Here is a 24,619-nt window from a genome sequence, read left to right as displayed (position 1 = left end):
GAACCCGGTCAGGACAATGATCACTGTGTCGCGGGGTGGTGATCGGTATGGACGATCTGTCAACGAGCTCCCACACAGATCTTGTCAAGATGCCGGGCGGGGTCATGGTTGCGCTCGGCGCGGGGGCTTGCCAGAGTGAGCGGCATGAACGGCTCCGGCGGCACCGCGTACGACGCCGCCGGACGGCCGCCGTCCCGCCCCGCCGGGCCCCCGCGGGTCCCGGGGCGCTCCCCGCTCAGCCTCGCCGACGTGCTGCGGCTTCCGGTGCTGGCCGCCGGGGTGCCGGAGGTGGTGTCCGGCCATGGGCAGCTGTCCCGGCCGGTCCGCTGGGTGCATGTCACCGAACTGCTCGACCCGGCGTCCTTCCTCAAGGGCGGGGAGCTGGTACTGACCACCGGAATGCCGCTGCCCGAGGACCCGGCGCTGGTCCGCCGGTATGTCGACGAGCTCGCGGACATCGGTGCCGCCGGGCTGGTCATCGAGCTGGTACGGCGCTACCACCGGCCGCCCTCGGAGCTGGTACGGGCCTGTCTGGCGCGGGACTTCCCGCTCGTGCTGCTCTCCCGGACCGTGAACTTCGTGGAGGTCACCCAGGTTCTCCACTCCCTGATCGTCGGCAGCCAGGTGGAGAGCCTGCGCCGGGCCCAGGACGTCCATGACACCTTCACCGCGCTGACCCTGCGGGGCGCCGGGCCCGAGGAGGTGGTGGACATGGCGGCCGAGATGAGCGGGCATCCCGTGGTGCTGGAGAACCTGGTGCACCAGGCGGTGATCTGCGGTTCGCCGGGGCGCGGGGTGGAGGGGGCGCTGACCGGCTGGGAGCGGCGCTCGCGCGGCACGCCCTCGCCCGACCGGACCGGGCTGAGCGGTCCGGAGGACTGGCTGGTGGCCGCGGTGGAGTACCGGGGCGAGCGGTGGGGGCGGCTGCTGATGCTCCCGGACGGGGCCGGGCACTCGGCGGTCGGCCCCGAGGACGCGATGGTCCTGGAGCGCACCGCCACGGCCCTGACCATCGCCCGGCTCACCCATCACACCCGCTGGGAGCGGCGGGCCCAGCGCACGCTGCTGCTGGACCTGGTGGAGCAGCGCTGCCGCTCGATGGGGGAGGCCCGGGCCAGGGCCGAGGCGCTGGGCGTGCCGGTCGCGGGCCGCCGGCTGATGGTGGTGCTGGTCAGTCCCGGCCCCGGCGCCGGGGAGACCACCGAGCTGGAGGACCGGCTGACGGACGAGCTGGGGGCGGCCGGGGCCGCCGTGCTGGTCGGCGCGGTGCCCGGTGACCACATAGGGGTTCTGCTGGCCCTGCCCGCCGCCACGCCCTGGCGGCCGCTGGTGGAGCGGCTGAGCCGGTCGGTGCGGGAGTCCCGTCCGGGTGCCGTGATCAGCGTCGGCTCGGAGGTGTCGGAGCTGGCGCAGACCGCCCGGTCGTTCCAGCAGGCGGCGCGGGTCGCGGACGCCGCCGTTCCGGGGACGCCGGACAAGGCGTTCCACGAGCTGTCCGACATCGGGCTGCGGCAGTTGCTGTACGCGCTGCGCGGCGATGTGCGGCTCCAGGAGTTCGTGGAGCGGCAGTTGGGACGGCTGGTGGACTACGACGAGCGGCACGGCACCGATCTGCTGCCGGTGCTGCACACCTTCCTGGACGCGGCGGGCAACAAGACGGTGGCCGCCAAGCGCGCGAACCTGTCCCGCCAGGCGTTCTACCAGCGGCTGCACTCGATAGAGCGGGTGCTCGGCTGCGATCTGGAGTCGGGTGAGCAGCGCACCCAACTCCATGTGGCGCTCACCGCCTTCCGCCTGTTGCGGCTGTCGCGGGGCCCGGCCCCGTCCTGACGTGGCGACGCGCCATGGCCGGCCCGGCTCCGGGCCGGCCATGGCGCGTCTGTCGGCACCCGCGGGGCGCGCGTCATTTGACGAAGTCGTCGACGACCTTTGGCGGCCAGCAGCCCACGTTGAGGACGCCTATGGAGTAGGCGCGGGAGACGAGGGCGGCCCGGTTGGGCACCCGCAGCTTCCGCAGCAGCCGTGTCACGTGGTACTCGACACCCTGCCGGCTGAGGTAGAGCCGGGAGGCCAGGGGGATCGTGGAGAGCCCGGCAGCGATGCCCTCCAGAATGCGTGCCTCGGTCTCGGTGAGGAGCTTCTTACGGTCGGTGACCATGTCCACCTCCTCGCCACCCGCCGTGGGTCGCAGCACCACCAGGATCGAGGCCACATGGGCGGAGCCCTCGCGCACGGCGACCGCCGTGAGCCCGCTGGTGAAGGCGGCCCCCTCGGCCCCGATGGCCACCACATGGGTGGTGAACCGGTGACGGGAGCCGTCGAGGAGCCGGCTGAACTGTCGCTTCACCGCCTGCCGCACACTGGGGTGCAGAAGGTCGGAGAAGTCACGGCCGCACACGTCCGTGGAGGCGTCGTCGAACTGCCGGAAGAACTCCCGGTTCGCCTGCTGGACGGTGAGCGACGGGTCAAGACAGACGACACAGGCCCCTGGCTGGTCGAACTGGCGCAATAGATCCGTGTACTCGGTCTGCTCGTGTCCAAGCTCGTGGGGGGTTGGCCGAGCCGAATCGGTCAGTAAAGGCAATGCCAAGGGACTGCCATCCCTTCCTAATTCTCAGAATTCGGAATTGAATACCAGATATTCAATTCCAAATGTTCATTTCAGAATTGAGACTAGGGATCTACGAGCACGGAAGTCAACGTCAACAGGGGTGTCGCCGCCCAATCCCGTGGTGGGGTGCCCCGAAGGTTCGGTCCGCACCCCACCCCTTCGGTGGGCCGGTACGGTCGGTTCACGAATCCTCGTCAAACACCCGCCAATTATCGCCGTTAACGCTACGTTCACGAATCCATGCGAGGCAGCAGCTCGATGAGCTCGCGGCGTCCGGAGACGCCCAGTTTGCGATAGGAACTCGTCAGATGCTTCTCGACGGCGCGGGAGCTCACCCCCAGCTCGGCGGCGGCCTCCTGGTTGGTGAGGCCGCGTCCCACGAGGGAGGCCACGGTGCGCTCGGTACGGGTGAGGGCCGCCTCCGGCGGGGCGGCCGACGCACCACTGCCGTCCGCGGCGCGGATCCGCTCGACCAGCCATGGGACCCCGCACGCCGCGGCCAGCGCCCCGGCCTCCTGGAGTACCGCCGCCGCCTCGCCGCCCGATCTCAGCTGCCGGCCCAGCAGCAGGAGCGTGCGGGCGAGTTCCAGTTCATCGGCCGAGGCGCGCAGCACATCGACCGATTCACGCAGCAGCCGCACCCCCTGGTCACCGCCGATCAGCCGGGCCTTCACCCGCAGCGCACGGCCGAGCGCCACCGGGGCGCCCCACTCCGTCGCCCGCAGCAGCTCCTCCTCGGCCAGCGCCCCGGCCGCGCCGGGGTCGCCGACACGCCGGTGAAGCTCGGCCGCCCAGGGCCGCCAGGCGAAGAGCACGGGGTTGCGCCAGCCCGACGCCTCCAGCTGCCGGCCGCAGGCCAGGAGGGTTTCCAGGGCGCTGGTCCAGCGTCCGTTCCCGGCGTCCTGCGCCGCCTTGGCGAACTGCAGCGCCGCGGTCAGGGCCAGGCTCGAGGAGCGGCGCCGCCCGGGCCCGTCCAGAATCCGCTCGATCAGTACGGGGTCATGAAGGTCCAGGGCGACGCGGGTGAGGGCGAGGGTGGAGACGACCCCGGCCTCCTGCCAGTGCACCTCGGCCAGCCGCACGGCGCGCTCGGCGTACTCACGCGCCTGGGAGACGCGCCCCCGGGCGCTGAGCACCATGGCCTGCTGGACGTTGACGAGCGCGTCGGCGACCGTGCCGCCCTGCCGCCGCGTCTGCTGTTCCATCGCGAGCCAGGAGCTGATCCCCCGTACCGAATCGGCGGCGACCAGCCCGATCACCACCAGCGGCAGCGGGGTGTGGACCTGTTCGGAGGTGGCCGGTTCGCGCTCCAGGATGCGGTTGGCCAGCCGGGAGACCTCGGCCGCGGGCCATCGGGCGGTGAGCACCGCCGAGTTGAGCAGCACCGCCGTCAGCTCACGCTCGGCGGCGGTGATCAGCGCCGGCTCCTCCCCCAGCGTGGACAACCGCTCCACCGCGGCGGCCAGCTCCGCCGGATCCTCGTGCCCGGCGTGCCGCAGCCGCGCCTCGAGCCGCAGCGCCACATCGCGCGCCGTGCCCTCCAGCGAGGTCGCGGGCCCCAGGTCCTCGGCGACCTGGTGCAGCAGATCGATGACCGACGGGGGGCCGAGGCCCACGATGGTCGGCGCGATCCGCAGGGCAGCGGCGGCCCGGAGCCTGGGCGTGGTCAGCAGGGGTATCGCCTGGGAGATATGGCGTTCGCAGGCGGCCGGGTCGAAGCCGCGCTCCGCGGTGGCCAGATCGATCAGCAGCCGGGCCCGGCCCTCCCCCGCCAGCGAGCCGTCCAGGAGGGCGCGGCGCAGATAGCGGGCGGCGGTACGCGGCGCAGCGCGGCGCAGCGCGGTGTCCGCCGCGGCCCGCAGCACCTCCACCGCCCAGGGATGGTCCGAGTTGGTGACGGCCATGAGCTGGGCCGCGACCAGCTCGGCGGGGCGTCCGTTGTGGTAGAGCAGGGCTGCCGCGGCGTCGTGCAGCCGCTCCCGTTCCGCCACGGTCATCGAGGACTCGACCGCGTCCTGCACCACCCGGTGGACGAAGCGCGGCTCCTGCTCGGCGGCGAGCAGCCCCACCTCGTGAAGGTCGCGCAGCGTGGCCAGGAAGCCGATCGGGTCCAGCCCGGCCAGCCGCGCCAGCAGGTCCGGTTCCGCCTCGCCGCCGAGGACGGCGATGGCCGCGGCCAGATCCCGCGCCGGCCGCGGCTGGACGCGCAGGGAGCCGGCCAGCCGCTCGCGCAGCAGGGCGGGGCGCAGCGAGCGGACCGCCTCGACCTGCCCGGCGGTGGGCCGCAGGCCGCCCACGGCCAGGTCCGCCAGCACCGACTTCAGGAACAGCGGGTTGCCCGCGGAGGTCTCATGGCAGGCGCGGGCGAACTCCTCGTCCCCCGGCACGCCGAACTGCTCGTGGATCACTTCCTTGGTGGCGCCCAGCGACAGCGGCGCGGGGCGCAGCACCCGCCGCGCCGCGTCGACGACCTCCCGCAGCAGAGGGTCCCCGGGGCGCCGGTAGCCGTCCCGCAGCCCGCAGACGACCACGGCTCGCAGCCCGTGCAACCGCTTGACGAGGAAGGCGAGCCAGCGCAGCGACGGGGCGTCGACCCACTGCAGATCGTCCACCAGGATGAGCAGCGGGCTGTCGGCGCTGACGGCGGCCAGCGCCGAGCGCAGGCCGTACAGCGTCGCCTCGGGCATGGTGAGGGTTCCGCCGTCGTCGAGCAGCGGGGCATCGTCGGAGAAGACCGTCCGGTAGAGCTCGCCCTCTCCCCCCAGCCGGGACTCGTGGAGTTCCTCCGGGGCACCGGTCAGCAGGCTGTCGAAGAGCTGGCGGACCACGCCGAGGCTGAAGTCCTGCTCCACCGGCGCGGCGTTGGCGCGCAGGACGCGGATCTCCTCGCCGTCGGCGAGCATCGGCAGCTGCTGCAGCAGCGCGGTCCGGCCGATGCCCATGGGGCCGGTGAGCAACACCAGCGACGAGTCGCCCGCCGCTCCGGCCCGCAGAGCCTCCGCGACCTGGGCCAGTTCGGCCTCCCGTTCAAGCAACATCCGTTCCGCCTCCCTCTGCCGCCCGCAGCAACGCGATCAGCTCTGCTCGGCCGCTGATCCCCAGCTTCCGGTACGCGCCGCTGAGCCTCAGCTCCACAGTGCGTCTGGTGACAGAGAGGGTTTCCGCTATCTCCCGGTTGCCATGGCCGAGTCCGACAAGGGCCGCGGTGCGCTGCTCGGGTTCGGTCAGGCTCGCCCACGCCGGATGCGGGACGCGTCCGCGAACGGCGGACGGCCCCGCCCGCTCGGACAGCGCGCGCACCCGCGCGACCAGCCGGCTGGAGGACCGGTGAGCGATGACGAAGCTGAACAACTCGGCCACCAGGGGGGCCGCGGCCTGCGGGTTCCCCGCGTCGAGCTCGGCCGTGGCCAGCTCCATCAGGGACCCCGCGTAGGCGAGCCGGGCCGGGGTGCCGCGCAGGGTGGCCACCGCCTCGCGGAGACGGTCGACCTGCCCCTCGCGGGCCACCCGTCCGGCACCCAGCTGAGCCCAGCCGATCGTGTTGGGGGCGCCCCATAACCGGGCCAGCGCGAGCTCCTCATCGGTGAGTCGCCGTGCCTCCTCGTGGTCGCCGAGGGCGTCGTGGACCCGGGCGGCCATCGAACGCCACGGCATCAGGGCGGGGTTGATCCGGCCGCGGCCCAGCTCCCATCTGCCGGTGGACCGGAACAGCTCCAGCGCCTCGGGCAGCCGGTCGTCCTTGACGGCCACCAGCGCCCTGGCGAAGAGCAGATAGCCCCAGGAGGCGCCCTCCCGCGACTCGGCGGGCGCGGACGCGCCCGCGAGCACACTGGCCTGGCCGACATCGCCGTTCTCCAGGGCGATGAGAATCCGGATGGCCGTCAGATACGGGACGGTGTAGCGATGCCAGAGGGAACGCGGCAGTGACCGCTCCGCGGCGGCCACATCCCGTTCGGCCATGTCGAGCCGGCCGCGCCGCAGGTTCAGCTCGCCGCGGACGGCCAGGGCCTGGGCGGCGGCCGCGCGGGCGTGCCGCCTGCGCAGATCGGTGTGGAGCACGTCCAGCCGGACCTCGGCCTCGTCCAGGTCGTCGGTCAGCAGCAGGGTCCGGGCGGCGGTGAGCCGGGGCAGGATCAGGGCCCCCGCGGCGCCGTCCACGGTGAAGACCCGCTGGGCCAGTGCCCGGGCGGTGGGCAGGTCCTCGCCGCGCAGGGCCAGTCGCCAGGCGAGCGCCGCGGCCTGCACCGGGCAGGTGGGGTCGGCGGGCAGCGGCGGGATGCCGTCCGGGACCAGATCGGTGTCCTCCTGCCCGACGGACTCGGTGAGCCAGAACAGCCCGGCCAGGGCGCCCCGTTCCTCGCCGTCGGTGAAGGGCAGCACATCGGCGATCGCGCGGCGCAGAGCCTTGTCGTCACCGCGGGAGAGCCCCAGGTCGGCGGCGCGTACCCGGATCCGGCCGGGCCCGCCGTCGCCGGTGCGGATGATCTCCGCCAGCCGGCGGCCCGCGGCCTCGGGGACCGCCAGCACTTCGATGGCGGCCAGTTCCAGGCCCAACTGGGCGCGCGGCGCCGGGTCCAGCGGCTCCTCCAGCGCCCGCGACAGACAGGCGATCGCCTGGGCGGTCCGGCCCCCGCGCAGTGCGGCGGCGCAGGTGCGGCGCAGTAGGGGGATCACCCAGGACTCGTCGACCGGGCGGGCAGCGAGCAGCAGCCGGGCGATGTCCTCGTCGGGTACGGCCGCCCGATAGGCCAACTCGGCGGCGCGGGCGTGCAGTTCGGCCCGTTCGTCGCCGGGCATCTCGGCGAGGATCCAGCTCCGCGCCTCGGGCCGGCTCAGCCGGAGCCCGGTCTCGGTGGCGGTGGCGAGCCCGCTTTCCTGGAGTGCCTCGGGCAGTCCGGGCTCGCTGGCGGCGCGGGGGTCCGCGAGCGCGTACAGCAGGGACAGGTCCAGCAGATCGCCGCAGACGGCGAGGGCGCGGACGACGGCGACGGCCGTGTCGGACAGCGCTCCGAGTGCGCGGACGGCGTGTTCACCGCTGACGGCCTCGGCGATCGTGAACAGTTCCGGCACCCGCCCGGCCACCGGTGCGTATCCGCGTCTGATGAAGCGCCTCAGCGCCTCGGACAGCACCTCGGGGTTGCCCGCACTCGCCTCCAGGGCGGCCGAGGTGAAGGCGGTCTCGCCGGGGCGGTCGCAGATCAGCGCCACCGTGGCGGCCACGTCGCGCGGAGCGAGTGGGGCCAGCTCGACTTCGAGGGTGATCACCTGGTGCGGCGCGGTGGAGAGGGGGCAGGCGCCGGGGCGGAGCCGGCCGGTGCCGCTCACCAACAGGGCGATCCGGGCGTCGGGCAGGCGCCGGATGAGCGCCCCGAACCAGCGCAGCGAGGCCGGGTCCAGCCATTCCACATCGTCGACCGCCAGCAGCGTGGGCTGTCCACGCGCGGTCCGTAGTAACTCGGTCAAGCCCGGTAAGCGGCTCTCGGGTCCCCGTCCGGTCAGGGCCTTCAGCGAGCCGTCGGTGAGTCCGTCCATCGGGGCCAGCAACTGTGCCACCACGCCGTAGCGCACCTGGCGCTCGCCCGGCGTCGCCTGGGCGCGCAGAACGCGGTAGCCCTGGTCCTCGGCCAGCCGGGCGGCGAGGTTCAGCAGGCGGCTCTGTCCGTAGCCGGGCCTGCCGATCAGCGTCACCACAGAGGAACGGCCCCTGCCGAGATCGGCGACGGTCTGGGCAAGCATGGCCTGCTCTCGTTCACGGCCGGGGAACGGGAGCCCGTTGAGCTGCATGGTGTGACTATATGCCTGGGGCGGGGCGCGGACGTGGCATCCGGCCCCGCGTGCGCATCAGCGTCGACCGCGGGAGGCGAAGACCCACGCCGGTGCCTGTGGGTCGGGAAGGCTCGGGGTGTTCAGCACCGAGGCCAGCTCACCGCGCTGACCGACACCCAGTTTCCGGTAGACACTGGTGAGATGGGTCTCGACGGTGCGTACGGTGACGAACAGCGACTCGGCGATCTCGCGGTTGCCCGCCCCGCGCGAGGCCATTTGGGCCACTTTGCGCTCGGTGCCGGTGAGCAGGTCGACCGGTGAGGCGGTGATCTCGCGCATCCGGCCGCCCGCGGCGACCAGCCGGTTACGGGCATCCTTGGCGAGCGCGAGCGCGCCGCAGCCCTGGGCGAGGTCGACGGCCGAGCGCAGCCGCTCCCGGGCGTCGCGCGGCCGCCCGATGTCCAGCAGCGCCCCGCCGAGCAGGAGCTCGGCCCGGGCGTGCTCGGCGCGGGCGGGCGAGCCGGAGAAGTGCTCGACCGCCTCGGTGAGATGCGCGATGCCCTCCTCGCCGGGGGTGGTCACCCCGCGGGCGAGGGCGGCGAGTCCAAAGGCGCGCGGGGTGCTCCAGCGGCGGGCCAGCTCGGCGCCGTGCTCGACCAGGTCCCGCGCCTCGTCCGCCCGCTTCTCCGCCGCGAGCACACAGGCCGCCTCGGTCCACCAGGGCAGGAACGCCGGGTTGGCGAAACCGGAATCCTCCAGGGAGGCGCCGCAGTCGAGCAGCAGCCGCAGCGCGGTGGCGCCGTCGCCGAGCGCCCAGCGGGCCCGGGCGCGGGCCATGAGATACCAGTGGTACTCCATGACGAACCCGTCCAGGTTCGGCCGGGTGACGGCGGCCAGCAGTTCCTCGGCCCGCTCCGGTTCGCCCCGGTCGATCAGGATCGTCGCCAGCGCGGTCTGGGGCATGGTCACATTGCCGCTCCAGCGCTCCTCGCCGATGATCTCGACGGCGGTCTGGGCGTCGGCGAGCGCGTCGGGGATCGCGCCGAAGCCGTGCAGCAGCATGGCGCGATAGGACAGGGTGATCACATACGACCACACCGCGGCGTTGTCCTGGCCCTGGCGCAGCGCGTGGTCCAGCGCCTCCATCGCCCCCTCGACCTCGTCGGCCAGGCCCAGGGTGAACGCGGAGAAGAGCAGCGACCAGTTGTCGAGCCGGTCCGAGGAGCCCAGCGCGCGGCGGGCCTGTTCCACGGTCCGCCGCACCGAGCGGCCCTCCATCGCGGACAGGACCGTCATCATGGCGAGCATCTGCCGCTGGGCGGGGGTGTCCCCGGAGGGTTCGGGAATCCGCGCGAAGCGCTCCCGGACCGTATGGATCGTGGCCTTCTCGTCGGATCCGCTGATCAGCAGCGCCGATTGGACGAGGGTGCGCAGTTCACGGTCACGCGGATCGGGGTCGGGCCCCAGCTCGGCCTCGAGCTCGTCGAGCACCTCGCTGAGCACCCGGACGGCGGTCGGTGACTGCTGGACGGTGAGGCAGGTGAGGCCGAACTGCACGGCGATGGGCGCCTTGGTGCGGACGTCGGTGGCCAGCGTGAGCGCACGCCTGAGCAGGCGGATGGCCTCGGCGGGATTGATCTCCGCGAGCGCCTTGGCGAGCGGGACATGGGCCGACAGGCTGTCCGGCTCCGCCTCCAGGACGCGGTAGAGATAGCGGGCGGCGGCCTCGGGGGCGCCGCGGTGCTCGGCCTGGACGGCGGCTTCCCGCAGCACCCAGCCCATCCACGGCTGGGGGGTTCCGGGCACCAGCAGCACCTGGTTGGCGACCTCCTCGGCGGGCCGCCCGGCATCGCTCAGCAGCAGGGCCGCCCGGGCGCGCAGCTCGGCCAGCGGCTCCTCCCCGGCTGCCTCCAGCACCGCGGAGCGCACCACGTCATGGGCCAGGTCCGCCCGGTCCGGCGCCATCACCTCGGCCCCGCGCAGCAGTTCCACGGCCTCCGCGACACGGGCCGTGGGCACCCCGGCCAGCGCGCCGATGTGCTCCACGTCCTCCTCACCGAGCACCGCGATGGCGGTGGCCACATCCCGGACCCAGTCGGGCCGGGCGTCGAAGAGGGCGCGCACGGACAGGGCGACCACGTACTGCCCGACCTCGGCGATCTCGCGCAGGCCGGTCTCGTCGGGTGAGGCGCCCTTGGCCCGCAGCTCGCGCAGCAGCCGGGTGACGGTCAGCGGATTGCCGCCACAGACAGCGGCGGCGCGCCCGGCGAAGGAGTGCGCGACGGGGGCCGCGAAGACCCGGCGGGCCATTTCGGCCACTTCGATGTCGGTCAGCGGGTCGAGGCGGATCACCGAGGAGCGGGGCTGGGCGAGGATGTCCGCCAGGGTCGCGGGGGCGACCGGTTCCTCCTCGGTGCGCTGGGCGAGCACCACCAGCAGCGGCAGTTCGTCGGCCCGGCGCAGCAGGAAGTCGATCCAGCGCAGGGACCGCTCGTCGCACCAGTGCACATCGTCCAGGACGAGCACGAGCGGGCCCTGGGCCATCAGGTTGGCCGCGAGCCAGTACAGGCCGTGCAGCACCGGGTAGACGGATGCGGCCGTGGGCGGCCCCTCCTCGCCCGGGTGGGGGCTGAGTGCGGGAAGGGCGCGGCGGGCGCTGCCGCGCAGCAGCGGCGAGTCCTGGGCGTCCTCGGCCGAGAGCCCGAGTCCCCCGAAGAGGGCGCGCACTCCGCTGTAGCCGGCGCCGGCCACCACCTCACCGCAGGTGCCGTGCAGAACGGTCATCTTCCGGCAGACGTCGCTGTCGAGGAAAGCGCTCAGCAGACTGGTCTTGCCGATTCCGGCCGGGCCCGAAAGGATCACCAGACCGGAACGGCCGTGGTGGGCGGCCTCCGCGTGGGCGGTCAGCGCCGCGAGTTCGGCAGCGCGCCCGACAAGCGCGCCGGGTAAACCGGAATCGATTTTCCGGTCCACCACGCAGCCTCCTCGAGCCACAAAACGCGAACAACTTTCCGGAAAAATGTGCTACTACAGCGATCAGGAGGCTACACGACCGCTGTGATGACGATCAATATCGATCAGTGACGCCCGGAGACGGAAGGCGTGGTGAGGGCGATCACCATTCCGCCCCCGGGCCCTTCGGTATCACTGTGTGGGTACGAGGCATGAAGTCGTCTATGGCATCTCCTTTCGTCGGCTCACGTTCACGTGGTCATATGCGCTTCTTCCAGGGCGGCTTCCAGCGCAATGGCAGGTGGATGGAGCTCGAACCAGACGACCTTGCCCGCCGCCGTGCAGGTGGAGCCCCAGCAGCGGGAGAGCAGGTCCAGCAGATGGAGTCCGCGGCCGCCTTCGTCATCGCCGCACGTCCGGCGCACCCGGGGCTGCCCGGGGTCCTGGTCCGCCACCTCGCACCGGAAGGCGCGGTCGACGGAGCACAGGGAGAGCGTCAGGCGGATCGGTCCGCCCGCGTGCCGCAGGGCATTGGTCACCAGCTCGCTGACGAGCAGCTCGGCGTCGTCGGAGAAGTCGTCCAGCGCCCATACCCCGAGCTGGGCGATGGCCAGCCGCCGGGCCCTGGGCACCGACGAGGGCTCGGAGGGCAGCAGCCAGGACGTCCCGCCACTGGTGGCGGGAGGCCGGGCGGTCTCGGGCCGGCGCTCGGTGCTCACCGGGGCGCCGCGCGAGGGGGTGCGGGTGGTCGCATTCATGTCGACTGGTCGGGGCTGATCCGGGGGGCGGGGATGGCACGCCCGTCGGGAAGGAGTTCACCCGTGTCCGCGAAGATCACCACTCCGTTGCAGAGCAAGCTCCACCCCTGCTCGGGGTGGGTGGCCACGAGACGCGCCGAATCATGATCCGATGCGTCGGCGGACGGACAGGGAGCTTGATGGAGGCACATGGTCCGAACCTTCGATCTTCCGCCATGGACCGGCGGAACTCGTTTCCGAGGTCACCATGGTGGGTCGGCGCGGCGGTGCGCGACGAGGGGAGATCTCCCCGCATCGGTACCCGATCCCGCCCCGGCCCCCGGGGAGGTCACGGGTGGCCGACGGCCGCTCACCCTCGGTGAAGCACCGCCCCGGCAGGCGGACCGCCCGCCCGAAATGCGTGCGGTGGCTCCCGGCCCGGGCATAGCCTGGAAACAGGGCTTCGGGTCCGTGCGGGCATCGGCCCGTCCACCCGAGCCCGGTGCGAGGCATCGATGGGTGCGGTGGCGACGAGCACCCCGACCGGACGGCAGACAGTGAGGCTGCCGGCCGAGGTGACGAGTTTTGTGGGACGTCGGCATGAGGCGGCCGAGGTCAAGGAGATGCTTGCCGCGTCCCGCCTGGTCACCCTCACCGGCGTCGGCGGAGTCGGCAAGACCCGGCTGGCGCTGCGGGTGGCGGACGAGGCGCGCAGGGCCTTCCCCGACGGTGTCTGGCTGGCCGAACTCGCCGAGCTGGACAACCCCGCGCTGCTCGCCCAGGGCGTCACCGAAGCACTGGAGATACGGGACCACTCCCCCCGCCCGGCCCTTGACGTTCTCATCGACCATCTGCGGGACCGGCAGGCACTGATCGTCCTCGACAACTGCGAACACCTCCTGGAGGAGTGCGCCCGGCTCGCCGACCGGCTGCTGCGCGCGGCGCCCCGGCTGCGGCTGCTGGCCACCAGCCGTCAGGCGCTGGGCACGACCGGTGAGCAGAGCCTGGCCGTCCCCACCCTGGGGCTGCCGGACCCCGAGGGGCCACGGCCCACCCTCGCCACGCTCGCGCGGTGCGACGCGATACGGCTGTTCACCGAGCGGGCCGCGGCCATCGTGCCCGGATTCGAGCTCACCGAGGACAACCGGGAGGCCGTCGAGCTGATCTGCCGGCGACTCGACGGCATCCCGCTGGGGATCGAGATAGCGGTCGTACGGCTGCGCGCCCTGTCCGTCCAGCAGCTGCTGGATCGGCTCGACGACCGGTTCCGGCTGCTCACCACCGGCTCCCGGACGGTCCTCCCCCGCCATCAGACGCTGCGGGCGCTGATCGACTGGAGCTATGAGCTGTGCACCGAGCGGGAGCGGCTGCTGTGGGCCCGGGTCTCGGTGTTCGCCGGAAGCCTGGACCTGGACGCGGCCGAGGCGGTCTGCTCGGACGAGGGCATCGACCGCGAGGAGATCCTGGACCTGGTGACCGAGCTGGTGGACAAGTCGGTGTTGCTCAGGGAGGAGCACCGGACGGCGGTGCGCTACCGGATGCTGGAGACACTGCGCAGTTACGGCCGTGAGCGGCTGGCGGCCGCCGGAGAGGAGGCCGTACGGCTGGGCCGCCATCGCGACTACTACCGCGGGCTCGCCGCGGACGCGCGGGCGGCGCTCTTCGGACCGGCCCAGGTGCAGTGGTTCGCCCGGCTCCAGCTGGAGCACGCCAATCTGCGCACCGCCCTGGAGGGCTGCCTGGCCGAGCCCGGGCAGACCGGCCACGGTCTGGAGATGGCGGCCGATCTGCTCTACCACTGGATCACCAGCTACTACCTCGGTGAGGGCCGCCGCTGGCTGGACCAGGCCCTGGCGCTGTGCACCGAACCGACCGGGGCACGGGCGCGGGCCCTGTGGACCGACAGCTGGCTGGCCGTCATCCAGTCGGACACCGACGCCGCCGCGGCCATGCTCGAGGAGAGCCGGACCATCGGGACGCAACTGGGCCTGGACCCGGTGCTCGCCTACACCGCGCTCTACTCCGGCATGGTCGCCATGTACCGCAGCGAGACCCGATCCGCGATCGCGCTCTATGAGGAGGCCGTGACCCGCCATCGCGCGACCGGCGATCCGGTGGGGCTGGCCCTGGCGCTCATCCGGCTCTCGCTCGCCCACTCCTTCATCGGCGATTCACCACGCGCGATCGCCCTGGGCGAGGAGTCGCTGGCGGTGTGCGACGCGTACGGGGAGGGCTGGCACCGGGCCTACACGATGATGGCGCTCGGTGTGGACGTATGGCGCCAGGGCGACACCGCCAGGGCGGCCGCCCTGGAGAAGGACAGCCTCACCTTCAACCGCTCGCTGGACGACCCGCTGGGCGTCGCCGTCAATCTGGAGGTGCTGGCCTGGATCGCGGCCACCGACCGGGACCACACGCGGGCGGCCAGGCTGCTGGGCGCCCTGCGGACCATCTGGCACGCCATCGGCGCCCCGCACTCCGGCTACGGGCACCTCGTCCACTACCACGAGGAGTGCGAGGCCACGGTGCGGCGGGCGCTGGGCAAGCCGGCCTTCAACGCGGCGTTCAGACTCGGCGCCCGGCTGTCCTACGCCGAGGCGCTGGTGTACGCGCTCGAGGACGAACTGCCCAGCGAGGAGACGGCGGTGGGCGGGCGGCCGTCACCGCTGACGCCCCGGGAGTCCGAAATCGCGCAACTGGTCGCGCAGGGGCTCAGCAACAAGGAGATCGCCTCGTCCCTGGTCATCGCCCAGCGCACGGCCGAGGGCCATATTGAGCACATTTTGAGCAAGCTGGGTTTCAGCTCGCGTGCGCAGGTGGCGGTCTGGGTAGCGGAACAGCACCGCACCGCAGAGGCCGAAGGCGAACACCCGCCGGAGGATACGGTCTGAGGCCTCGCCGGCATTCTGAAGGGGCAAGAGGCGGAATTCTATTCGATACGGGCGCACATGTCCGCGGAGTTTTCATAAACCCCACGAAATTCCTCGCCCGGCCCGGCTTCGAGGGATCATGCGTCAGGCTCGAGGGACGAGCCGCAACGGCCGTGTCAGCGCGTCGACGCGACCCATGCGACCGAGGAGGTCCCGCCGTGACTGTTGCCGCAGTCGGCAATACCGGTGACGCCATGGAACTTTTCCGTGGCACCGCTCACAGCCCGTCGTTCTTCGCGCTCAACCGCGCCGGGGTCACGGGTGGCGGACAGGAGCTCGTGGACTTCTGCATCCCCTGCAATCCCTACTTCCCCACCCCCGCCATGTTCGCCGTGATGGCGGTCAGGCTGCGGGACATCCTCACCTACTACCCGAGCTCCGCGGAGACCATCACCGCCGAACTGGCCGATGTGCTCGGGCTGCAGCCGCAGACCATGGCGATGGGCAACGGCTCGACCGAGCTCATCACCTGGATCGACCATCTGCTGGTGAAGGAAAGCCTGGCGGTGCCGATTCCCACCTTCGGCCGCTGGACCGACCAGCCGATGGAGACCGGCAAACGGGTCGACATGTTCCAGCTTCCGGAAATGAGCGGATTCGCACTCGACCCGAACGCCTTCGTCAACTTCGTACGCTCCCGCGGCTCTCGGGTCGCCGTGATCTGCAACCCCAACAACCCCGACGGCGGGCTGGTGTCCCGCCAGGCCCTCATCGGCATCATGGACGCCCTGTCCGACCTCGATCTGATCGTGATCGACGAGTCGTTCCTGGAGTTCGCGGACGCCGAGGCGTATCCGAGCGTCGTCGACGAGGCCATCCTGCGCCCGAATGTGATCGTGCTGCGCAGCCTCGGCAAGAACTTCGGGCTGCACGGTGTGCGTTTCGGCTATCTGGTCGCCAATCCATCGCTCGCCGTGCAGATCCGCTCCCGGCTGCCGAAGTGGAACCTCAACTCCTTCGCCGAGGTCATCGTCTTCATGCTGAAGCGGTACCGGCAGGAGTACGTGGACAGCCTGCGCATGCTCAGCCGCGACCGGCAGCAGATGACCACTCAGCTGGCCGGACTGCCCGGGATGACGGTCTACCCCTCCCAGGGCAACTTCGTCTTCGTCAAGCTGCCGGCCGGAACGGACGGCGGCTGGGTCCGGGACCAACTGCTGTCCCAGCACGGGGTGCTGGTGCGCGAATGCGGCAACAAGCTGGGCAGCAGCAGCCAGTTCATGCGGCTGGTGGTGCGCTCCCAGCCCGATGTGCAGCGACTGCTGACCGGGCTGAGCACGGTGCTGTACGGGACGTCCTTCTACGCCCCGCAGGTCGGCTGGGAGCAGCAGCCGTCGGTGTCTTCGGGGTACGCGGGATTGTCGGGGTCCTGGGGATCCGCCGCCGCGCAAGCGCCGTCGCTGGACTACCCCTACCAGCAGCCGCCCCAGCTGCCCGCGGCGCCCATGGCGCAGGAGCCCCAGCCGATGTACTCCGCGGCCGCCCTTCCGGCCCCGCAGGGCGTCTCCGGCGATCCGTACGGGCAGGCGTCCTTCGCGGGCGCCCCGGCGGGGTACGCCCAGCAGCAGCCGCTCGCGGAGCTGTCGCCCGCGTATGTCGCCACTCCCCCGGCCCAGACGCCCCTGTACCAGGCCCCGGCGGCGCTGCCGCAGCCCCAGATGGCCCAGGCCCCGCAGCCGCTGATCCCGCAGCAGGCACCGGCGCAGCAGTTCCAGGCCCCGCAGTTACAGCCGGCCCAGAGCCAGGCGCCGCAGAGCCAGGCGCCGTTCATGCAGATGGCACCCCAGCCGCAGAGCGCGCAGTACCAGGGCGCTCAGGCGCAGACCGGCCAGATCCCGATGGTCCAGGCCCAGGGTGGTCAGGGGCAGGGGACGGCGGCCGCGTACAACCTGTTCCGGCCCGAGGAGACGACAGTCGACCAGATCCCGGTCTACGGTCAGCGGGACGCAGGTGTGCCCGAGCCGTCGCCGATGGAGCGGACGCAGGCCATGACCTATGACCCCGCCGAGCTGAAGGCCGCGGCCCCGGCCCCGGTGGTGCCCCTCAGCGAGCAGGAGGACGACCCGACCGGGCAGACTCCGGCGCTGCAGCGCTATCCGCGCCCCGCGGCGTACCTCCAGGACGATTCGATGTCATGACCGGGCCGAGGTCATGACCGTGGCAGCCCTTCGTCGCACGGCCAGGCCGGGGAGACCCCGGCCGCCGCGCAGACCGCGATATGCAGCAGCAGGGGATGGGTGTACGGCTCTCCGTCGCCCGGCCAGTGCACCACCCCGGGCTCCTCGGTCCCGGTGGGGCCGGTCCGCCGCCCGGGCGGGCCGGTCACCATGGCGCCGACCGCGTAGACGGCCGGTGCGGGCCAGTTGACCCCGACGTCCGAGTGCGGCGGCACGATCCACCACCAGCGCCCGGCGCGGGTGAGGACGCATCCCGCCCGGGGCAGCAGGTCCATGACCCCGGGGCCGTACCGCTCGGCGATCCCCACCGCGTCGTAGGCCCGGTCCGTCCGCAGCGCCGGCGGCAGTTGAAGGCGGTGGCGTCCGAACGCCGGACGGAATCCGCGCCGGCCGAACCGGCCGCGGACGAGGCCGGTCAGCGCACCGGCGAAGGCGTACGTCATCTAGGGGCACTTCACAAAGGTCGGGCCGCTTGCGCCTGCGGTCGCCGCGGCAGAACGCGGTAACGGGATCATGACGCAACTATGCGCACCGCCGCGCACACTTGGCAAGGGGCACTCTGGAAAGTGCAGAGTCGTAAGTGCAATGTGTCCGTTCCGCACTGGCCATGGCACACTGCGAACATCAGCGTTGGGGAGGTCAGGGAGGGATTCAGGTGAGCGAACCGCGGTCGGCCCCGACCGTGGGTCAGGTCGTCCTCGGCAAGAGGCTGCAGGACCTGCGGGAGAAGGCGGGGTTCAAGCGGGACGAGGCGGCCAGAGTGCTGCGGGTCGCGCCCGCCACCGTCCGTCGCATGGAGACCGCCGAGGTCGCGCTGAAGGTCCCGTATGTGCAGATGCTGCTGGACGCCTACGGGATCACCGGCGACGAGCTCGATTCCTTCATCACCCTGACCGAGGAGGCCAACAAGCCCGGCTGGTGGCAGCGGTTCCACGACATCCTCCCGGACTGGTTCAGCGTGCATGTCAGCCTGGAGGGCGCGGCCGAGATGATCCGGGCGTACGAGCCGCATTTCGTCCCCGGACTGCTCCAGACCGAGGAGTACGCCCACGCGGTCATGCAGACCGGTGCGGTCGGCCAGTCCGCTCCCCGGCAAGCGGAGCGCCATGTGGCGCTGCGCATGGAGCGGCAGACGCTGCTCACCCGGCGGGACGCGCCCCGTCTGTGGGTGGTGATGGACGAGACGGTGCTGCGCCGCCAGGTGGGCTCGGCGGAGGTGATGCGCGACCAGATCGACCGGCTGCTGGAGGCCGTCGAGATGCCGCACATCACGCTGCAGATCTCGGAGTTCACCTCCGGACACCATCCGGGCACCTATGGGCCCTTCGTCCTCTTCCGCTTCGCTGTTCCCGAACTGCCGGACATGGTCTACGTCGAGTACCTGACCGGCGCCGTCTACCTGGATGAGCGCATCGAGGTGGCCTCCCATCTGGAGGCCCTGGACCGCATGGCGGCCCAGGCGGCAACCGCACGACGCACAAAGGAAATCCTCCGCGATTTCCGCAAGGAGCTCTGATCGGAATGGATCGCATTCACAACGGCATGCGCGCGAGTGACCTCGGCAGCGAGGGCTGGCACAAGCCGTGGAGCGGTGGCAACGGCGGCAACTGCGTCGAAGCCATGAGGCTGGACGACGGCCGGGTCGCGATCCGTCAGTCGACCGATCCGGACGGTCCTGCGCTGATCTACACCCGCAGCGAGATCATGGCGTTCATCGAGGGTGCCAAGGCGGGCGAGGCCGACTTCCTCATCTCCTGATATGCCTCCCGTGCACCGGCCCGCGCACCGCGGCCCGGCCGCGCCGGTGCCACCGTGGGCCGCCGCCGTCTCCGGACACGGCGGCGGCCCACGGGTTTCCGACCGTCCGACCGTCGGCGTCGGCCGTTACGAGGCGTCCGCCGCCAGCGCCCGCAGCAGACCGATGGCGAGGGCGGTACGGACCGGGATCGGAGCGAGCACCGTGTGCTCATGGCGGGCGTGGGCGCCGGAGCCGAGGGCACCGAGCCCGTCGAGGACCGGACGGCCGAGCGCGGAGACGAAATTGCCGTCGCTGGCCCCGCCGACCGCGGTCTCCTCCAACTCCCAGCCGTGTTCCGCGGCGACCGCGTGGGCCTGCTCGAACAGCCGGCGGGACGGATCATTGGGGACCATCGGCGGGCGGTTCCACTCACCGGTGACGGTCAGCCGCACCCGCTGGTCGGAGGGGGCGAGGGCGTGCAGCGCGGTGTCGATCCGCTTCATCTCCTCCGGTTCGGCGATCCGGATGTCGATACCGCAACTCGCCTGTGCGGCGATCACATTGCGCCCGGTGCCGCCGCTGATCAGCCCCACGTTCACCGTAGTTCCGCGCTCCGGGGCGCTGAGCGCGGCGATCTGCGGGACGACCTCGGCCAGCGCGTGGATGGCGCTCGCGCCCGCGAACGGGTCGAGTCCGGCATGCGATTCGATGCCGTAGGCGGTCACATCGAACAGCCCGACGCCCTTGCGGGAGGTCTTGAGCGCCCCGTCCAGCGACGCCTCGAAGACCAGCGTGGCCAAGACGTCCTCGCTCAGCCGCTCGATATGGCGCCGGGAGGCGGGGCTGCCGATCTCCTCATCGCCGTTGAGCAGCAGCCGCACCGAGGGGTGGGCAAGCCCCAGCTCGCGCAGCAGCCGCAGGGTCCAGACGGCCTGCACCAGACCCGTCTTCATATCGAAGACGCCGGGGCCGCTCGCCCGGCCGTCCTCGATCTGGAAGGGCCATTCGGCGAGTGTTCCGGCCGGCCAGACGGTGTCGTAGTGGCACAGCAGCAGCACGGTGCCGGGGGCCGTGCCGCGGTAGGTCACGGCCAGCACATCGCCGTACGTCCCGCAGTCGTGGCGCTCGGTTCCGTCCGGCTCGCCGAGCCGGTCGACGAGCCAGCCGCTGATCGCGGCGAGCCCGGCGTCCAGCAGCCGCTTGTCATTGCTCGGCGTCTCCAGCTCCACCAGCGTCCGTAGGTCTTCGATCATCTCGGGCAGCACCCGGGCGGTGGCGGCGGCGAGATCGGAGGGGGTCATTCGAGGGGGTCCTTCCGAGGTGGCGTGAGTGGGGGAGCGGCCGGGGATCAACGGACGGGCGCGCCGGGGCCGAGCGGGATGCCCAGCGCCCACCAGGCGTAGAAGAGCAGGGTCCAGGCCACCAGCATGGCCACGGAGAGCGGCAGGGTCAGCGAGGCGAGGGTGCCGATTCCGGCGGAGCGCCGGTAGCGCTGGAGGAAGCCGAGCGCCATGACGAAGTAGGCGCTCATCGGGGTGATGGCGTTGGTGCAGGAGTCGGCGATGCGGTAGACGGCCTGGGTGGCCTCCGGTGGGATGTGCAACAGCATCAGCATCGGCACGAAGACCGGGGCCACCAGCGCCCACATCGCCGAACCGCTGGTCATCGCCAGATTGATCACCGTGCACACCAGCACGATGCCGACGAAGGCGACCGGGCCGGTGACGCCGAGGTCCTTGAGCAGATCGGCGCCGCGGATGGCGAGCACCTGGCCGACGCCGGTCCACTTGAAGTAGGCGAGGAACTGGGAGATGGCGAAGAACAGCACCAGGATGGGGGCCATCTCCCGCATGCCCTGTGCCATGAAGTCCGGGATGTCACGGCCGCCGCGCACGGTGCCGGCCGCACGTCCGTAGACCGCGCCGAGGAGGGCGAAGAGCAGTCCGAGCACCACGGCGATACCGGAGAGCACGGGCGATTCGACGATGCTGCCGCCCTCGCCGCGCAGCGGTGAGCCGGTGGGGATCATCGCCACCACGACCACCGCGAGGAAGACGAAGAGGACGATGGTGGTGTGGCGCAGCCCGCGGCGCTCCTCGGGTGCCAGGGCGAGCTCGACCTCCGTGGTCGGCGCAATCTCCCCGGCGGTGTCCCCGGCCGTCTCCTCGGGCTCGGGCGGAAGCGCCGCCACCCGCTTCACCAGCACCTTCTCGGTGACGAAGGTGATCACGGCGGCGAGCACCACCGAAGAGGCCAGGGAGAAGAAGTAGTTGGACAGCGGGGTGACGACATAGCCGGGGTCCACGGTGTGCGCGGCGGCCGTGGTCAGCCCGGACAGGACCGCGTCCATCGGGGTGATCAGCGGGCTGGCGTCATAGCCCGCCGATACCCCCACGAAGGCCACCACGATCCCCAGGAGCGGACTGCGCCCGACGGCCCGGAAGGCCAGCCCGCCCAGAGGGACCAGCGCCACATAGGCGGCGTCGGACGCGATGTGGGCGACCATCGCGGTGAAGGCCAGGGCGAAGGTCATCCAGCGCGCCGGGACCTTGGCGACACCGGCCCGCAGCATCGCCGCGAGCAGCCCGGACCGGTCGGCGACGGCGACACCGAGCATGACGACCAGGATCGTGCCGAGCGGTGGGAAGGTGGCGTAGTTGGTGATGGCGTCGCTGATCATCGACCGCACCCCGTCGACCGAGATCAGGCTGCGCACCGCCACGGTCTTGCCGCCCGCCGGATCGACGGCGGAGACGTCCGCGGTGGCGAGCCCCCAGCTGATCAGCGCGAGGAGGACGCTGAGTATCGCGAACAGCCAGAAGGGATGGGGAAGTTTATTGCCCGCGCGCTCGACGGCGCCGAGCACCCGGAGCAGTGCGGACAGCGCCGCCGAGGACTCCCCGGGCGCGTCGGGGGGCGTTTCGCCGGGTGTCTTCCCGGGTGTGTTGTCGGGTGTGGTCGTGGTGTCTTTGGAACTCACCGTCCGCACTCCTTCGTCGGCGACGCAGTGGTGGTCGTCCATTAGAGAAGGCATGACGGAATGAGGCAAGTAAAAGTGTTGTAACGCAAGAATGATTCACGCACGGAGAACCAACCGCACGATAGATTCGTATCCATGGCAGCCGTTCCCACCACACCACCGGTACTCGACGACGCCGACCTCGATCTGGTGGCCGCCCTGCAGGTGGCGCCGAGGGCGCCGCTGAGCGCGCTGGCCGAGGTGCTCGGCAGCTCGGCCAGCACCGTCGGCCGCCGACTGACCCGGCTCGGGGAGGAGCGGCTGCTGCGGGTCATCGGGCAGGTGGAGTGGCCGATGCTGGCCGAGGGCAACCCCATGCACGTCTGGGTGGCCACGGCCCCGGGGCAGGCGTGGCAGGTGGCCCGGCGGCTGTCCGAGCTGCCCGAGATACCGTTCGTCGCGACGACCACGGGCCGCACCGATGTCTACTGTTCCCTGCACGCGACCCGGCGCGGCCGGGCCCGGGAGCTGCTGATGACCCGGATCCCGTCCGTCCCCGGTGTGCGGTCGGCCCATACCGAACTGGTGCTCAGGGCGACGGCGAAGTCCGACTCCTGGCGGCTGCGGCGGCTGGACGACGCCCAGGTGCGGGCGCTGCGGGAGGTGGCCGATCCGGTGGCGGAGCCCACCGCCGTCACCGAGTTCAGCGACGACGAGCTGCGGGCCGTGGAGCTGCTGCGCCAGGACGGCCGGGCGAGCGCCGCAGATGTGGCGCGCGGGCTCGGCATCAGCCGGTCCACCGCCTACCGGCTGACTCAGTCGCTCCTCCTGCGCGGTCTGGTACGGCCCCGTGTGGAGATCGAACCGGCGCTGCTCGGCCATGCGCTGGAGGTCGTGATCGAGCTGCATGCCGCGCCCGGGGCCATCCAGGAAGTGGCCGACGCGCTGGCCCGGCATCCCTCGGCGCGCTATGTCTCGATCGTCGCGGGCACCTCCTCGGTGATCCACCACGGGGTGTTCCGGGACGAGGACGGCCTCGCCGAGCTGCTCACCAGCGATCTGGCGAAGCTCCCCGGCATCACCGCCTGCGAGGTGTCGGTGGTCCTCGATGTGCTGCGCCGGTACTGGATCGGCCGGGAGGACGGAAAGCTGCTGAGCCAGGACCGATGAGTTCCGTGCGGTGGGCCGGTCTGATGAGTGACGACACCTTCCCGCTCACCGAGGAGACACCATGAGCGACACCGAGATCACCATCACCCGGGACCTGGACGCACCGCGCGAGACGGTGTGGCGGGTGTGGACCGAGCCGGAGTACTTCGCCCGCTGGTTCGGCGCAGCCCCCGAGTCCGTCGCCCTCGACGTCCGGCCGGGCGGCGCCTGGACGGCGAACGTCGCCACTCCCGGGGGCGAGATGCCGATGCGCGGCGTCTACCGCGAGGTGGTCGGCCTGGAGCGGCTGGTGTGGACCCTGGACCTTCCGCAGGGGGGCATGAAGATGACCGCCACCTTCGCCGAGCTGGGCGACGGCCGGACCCGGGTGGTGCTCCGGCAGCCGGCCCCGCCGCAGGAGCAGTGCGCCCAGGCCGAGGAGGGCGCCGCCCAGCTCCTGGACAGCTTCGCCAAGGTGCTCGCGTCGGTCTGAGCGCTCCCGGTCACTCCCCCGGTGGCGGCCCGTCCCACTCGATGACGTCCACCTCATCGCCCACGGCCAGCTTTCCGGCGCGGGTCACGGAGAACTGACAGCCGAACAGGGTGGCGCCGTCCGGGCCGCGCCGGTAGCCGGCCAGGGTGCGCAGTGGCTCAGGGCCCGCCTTGACGCCCTTGCCCTGATCGACGGTCGTCACGACGCACCGGCCGGTGAGCTTGGCGAAGCCCAGCTCGGCGCCGCCGATGGCGATCCTGCGGATCCGGTCCTCCCGATGGGGTTCGTCCCATCCGCCGAGCACGATGCCGGGGCGGAAGCGGTTCATCGGCAGCGCCGCGCCGCCCGCCTCGGCGATCCGCTGGTTCAGCCCGTCCAGGCTGGCCCGGGAGACGAGGTGCACGGCGCCGCTGTCGGCGTAGCCGCAGGTGCCGGGGATCCATCCTTCGGTCACCCGGTCGTGCTCCGGGGGCACCCGCACCAGCCTGCTCGGCGCGCCCAGCGCCTGCGAAAGCCACGTGGCGGCGTCATCGCCCTGGTCGATACCGAGGAAGGGCTTGTGGAACACCTTGACCTCGCGCCGGGCGGAGGTGGTGTCGATGTCGATGGCCACCTCGCCCTCGCCGGGTGCCGACAGGGTGAGCCGGGTGCCGTCCAGGTCGATGGCGGGGCGGATGACGGCGAGCCGGGGATCCCGCCGCTGGGTGCGGCACCCTCCGTCCTCGCCGATGACCATGAAGCTGCGGTCGTGCCGCAGACCCGCCTCCGTCAGCAGCGCATCGGATACGGGAACACCCGCGCATCCCTTGACGGGATAGGAGGTCAGCTCGACAACGGTCGCCACACGGCAACCCTACCCGGGGCCCCGCTCGGCGGTCGCGTCGCCGAGCGGCCGGTCGGGGCGCTCATGCGCCCTCGCCCGGTGCCCGACCGGCGTTTCATGGCACGCCCCGGCTCCGCCATGCGCCCCCGGCCTGGCGTCCGGCGGCAGGGCGTAGCGCGGAGTACGCCGAATGACCCACCGTGCACGGCCGGTAACCCCCGACACATGCCGTAGGCGCGCTGCGCCTCCCGTCGACAGGAACCCAAAACCGACCGTTTCCATGG

The 24,619-nt window shown here is 71.9% G+C and carries 17 protein-coding genes; 7 read left to right on the top strand and 10 right to left on the bottom strand.

Annotated features, from left to right (window positions below; all coding sequences use genetic code 11):
* The first annotated feature begins 144 nt into the window (after positions 1 to 144).
* Positions 145 to 1,830, top strand: a complete 1,686-nt coding sequence (locus tag ACFYOY_RS30525; protein ID WP_388590731.1) for a PucR family transcriptional regulator — start codon at positions 145 to 147, stop codon at positions 1,828 to 1,830.
* A 73-nt stretch (positions 1,831 to 1,903) separates the two neighbouring features.
* Here the strand turns inward: ACFYOY_RS30525 and ACFYOY_RS30520 are convergent, their stop codons facing one another.
* From ACFYOY_RS30520 to ACFYOY_RS30495, 6 genes are all read right to left on the bottom strand, one after another.
* Positions 1,904 to 2,509 carry a LuxR C-terminal-related transcriptional regulator gene (locus ACFYOY_RS30520; protein ID WP_165449217.1) on the bottom strand — a complete coding sequence of 202 codons (606 nt, stop codon included), beginning with the start codon at positions 2,507 to 2,509 and terminating at the stop codon, positions 1,904 to 1,906.
* Between the two features lie 332 nt (positions 2,510 to 2,841).
* Entirely contained in the window at positions 2,842 to 5,649 is a 2,808-nt protein-coding gene (locus tag ACFYOY_RS30515) for an ATP-binding protein (protein WP_388590729.1), read from the bottom strand.
* Entirely contained in the window at positions 5,639 to 8,395 is a 2,757-nt protein-coding gene (locus tag ACFYOY_RS30510) for an AAA family ATPase (RefSeq protein WP_351893287.1), read from the bottom strand. The genes ACFYOY_RS30515 and ACFYOY_RS30510 overlap by 11 nt, the downstream gene beginning before the upstream one ends.
* A gap of 57 nt (positions 8,396 to 8,452) precedes the next feature.
* Positions 8,453 to 11,353, bottom strand: coding sequence for an AAA family ATPase (locus ACFYOY_RS30505; RefSeq protein ID WP_351893294.1), 2,901 nt, complete (start codon positions 11,351 to 11,353; stop codon positions 8,453 to 8,455).
* 227 nt (positions 11,354 to 11,580) lie between these two features.
* Complete coding sequence (locus tag ACFYOY_RS30500) at positions 11,581 to 12,087, bottom strand: ATP-binding protein (protein ID WP_351893299.1); 507 nt, start codon at positions 12,085 to 12,087, stop codon at positions 11,581 to 11,583.
* A complete protein-coding gene (locus tag ACFYOY_RS30495) occupies positions 12,084 to 12,278 on the bottom strand; it encodes a DUF5999 family protein (protein WP_351893305.1) in 195 nt (64 codons plus the stop codon). The genes ACFYOY_RS30500 and ACFYOY_RS30495 overlap by 4 nt, the downstream gene beginning before the upstream one ends.
* A gap of 375 nt (positions 12,279 to 12,653) precedes the next feature.
* Here ACFYOY_RS30495 and ACFYOY_RS30490 point away from each other — a divergent pair, with 375 nt between their 5' ends.
* Entirely contained in the window at positions 12,654 to 14,957 is a 2,304-nt protein-coding gene (locus tag ACFYOY_RS30490) for a LuxR C-terminal-related transcriptional regulator (RefSeq protein WP_351893310.1), read from the top strand.
* 197 nt (positions 14,958 to 15,154) lie between these two features.
* On the top strand, positions 15,155 to 17,134 hold the full coding sequence (locus tag ACFYOY_RS30485; protein ID WP_388590726.1) for an aminotransferase class I/II-fold pyridoxal phosphate-dependent enzyme: 1,980 nt from the start codon (positions 15,155 to 15,157) through the stop codon (positions 17,132 to 17,134).
* 11 nt (positions 17,135 to 17,145) lie between these two features.
* Here the strand turns inward: ACFYOY_RS30485 and ACFYOY_RS30480 are convergent, their stop codons facing one another.
* The gene (locus ACFYOY_RS30480; RefSeq protein ID WP_351893315.1) at positions 17,146 to 17,616 is read right to left on the bottom strand and encodes a hypothetical protein; all 471 of its coding nucleotides are present in this window, start codon (positions 17,614 to 17,616) and stop codon (positions 17,146 to 17,148) included.
* Positions 17,617 to 17,828: 212 nt separating this feature from the next.
* Between ACFYOY_RS30480 and ACFYOY_RS30475 the strand changes: the two genes are divergently transcribed.
* The gene (locus tag ACFYOY_RS30475; RefSeq protein WP_351893320.1) at positions 17,829 to 18,689 is read left to right on the top strand and encodes a helix-turn-helix transcriptional regulator; all 861 of its coding nucleotides are present in this window, start codon (positions 17,829 to 17,831) and stop codon (positions 18,687 to 18,689) included.
* Between the two features lie 5 nt (positions 18,690 to 18,694).
* Positions 18,695 to 18,931, top strand: coding sequence for a DUF397 domain-containing protein (locus ACFYOY_RS30470; protein ID WP_059142886.1), 237 nt, complete (start codon positions 18,695 to 18,697; stop codon positions 18,929 to 18,931).
* Positions 18,932 to 19,057: 126 nt separating this feature from the next.
* On the opposite strand, the gene ACFYOY_RS30465 is transcribed toward ACFYOY_RS30470, so the two are convergent.
* A complete protein-coding gene (locus ACFYOY_RS30465; protein ID WP_351893329.1) occupies positions 19,058 to 20,212 on the bottom strand; it encodes a M20 family metallopeptidase in 1,155 nt (384 codons plus the stop codon).
* Between the two features lie 47 nt (positions 20,213 to 20,259).
* The gene (locus ACFYOY_RS30460) at positions 20,260 to 21,933 is read right to left on the bottom strand and encodes an AbgT family transporter (RefSeq protein ID WP_388590802.1); all 1,674 of its coding nucleotides are present in this window, start codon (positions 21,931 to 21,933) and stop codon (positions 20,260 to 20,262) included.
* A 93-nt stretch (positions 21,934 to 22,026) separates the two neighbouring features.
* Between ACFYOY_RS30460 and ACFYOY_RS30455 the strand changes: the two genes are divergently transcribed.
* Entirely contained in the window at positions 22,027 to 23,040 is a 1,014-nt protein-coding gene (locus ACFYOY_RS30455) for an Lrp/AsnC family transcriptional regulator (protein ID WP_351893340.1), read from the top strand.
* Between the two features lie 61 nt (positions 23,041 to 23,101).
* Complete coding sequence (locus ACFYOY_RS30450; RefSeq protein ID WP_388590722.1) at positions 23,102 to 23,512, top strand: SRPBCC domain-containing protein; 411 nt, start codon at positions 23,102 to 23,104, stop codon at positions 23,510 to 23,512.
* 10 nt (positions 23,513 to 23,522) lie between these two features.
* On the opposite strand, the gene ACFYOY_RS30445 is transcribed toward ACFYOY_RS30450, so the two are convergent.
* Positions 23,523 to 24,356, bottom strand: coding sequence for an MOSC domain-containing protein (locus tag ACFYOY_RS30445; protein WP_388590720.1), 834 nt, complete (start codon positions 24,354 to 24,356; stop codon positions 23,523 to 23,525).
* Between the last annotated feature and the right edge of the window lie 263 nt (positions 24,357 to 24,619).

This window comes from Streptomyces sp. NPDC007875 (genome assembly GCF_042868035.1).
Taxonomy (GTDB): Bacteria; Actinomycetota; Actinomycetes; order Streptomycetales; family Streptomycetaceae; genus Streptomyces; species Streptomyces antimycoticus.
This window is presented reverse-complemented; position numbering and strand designations above follow the sequence as displayed.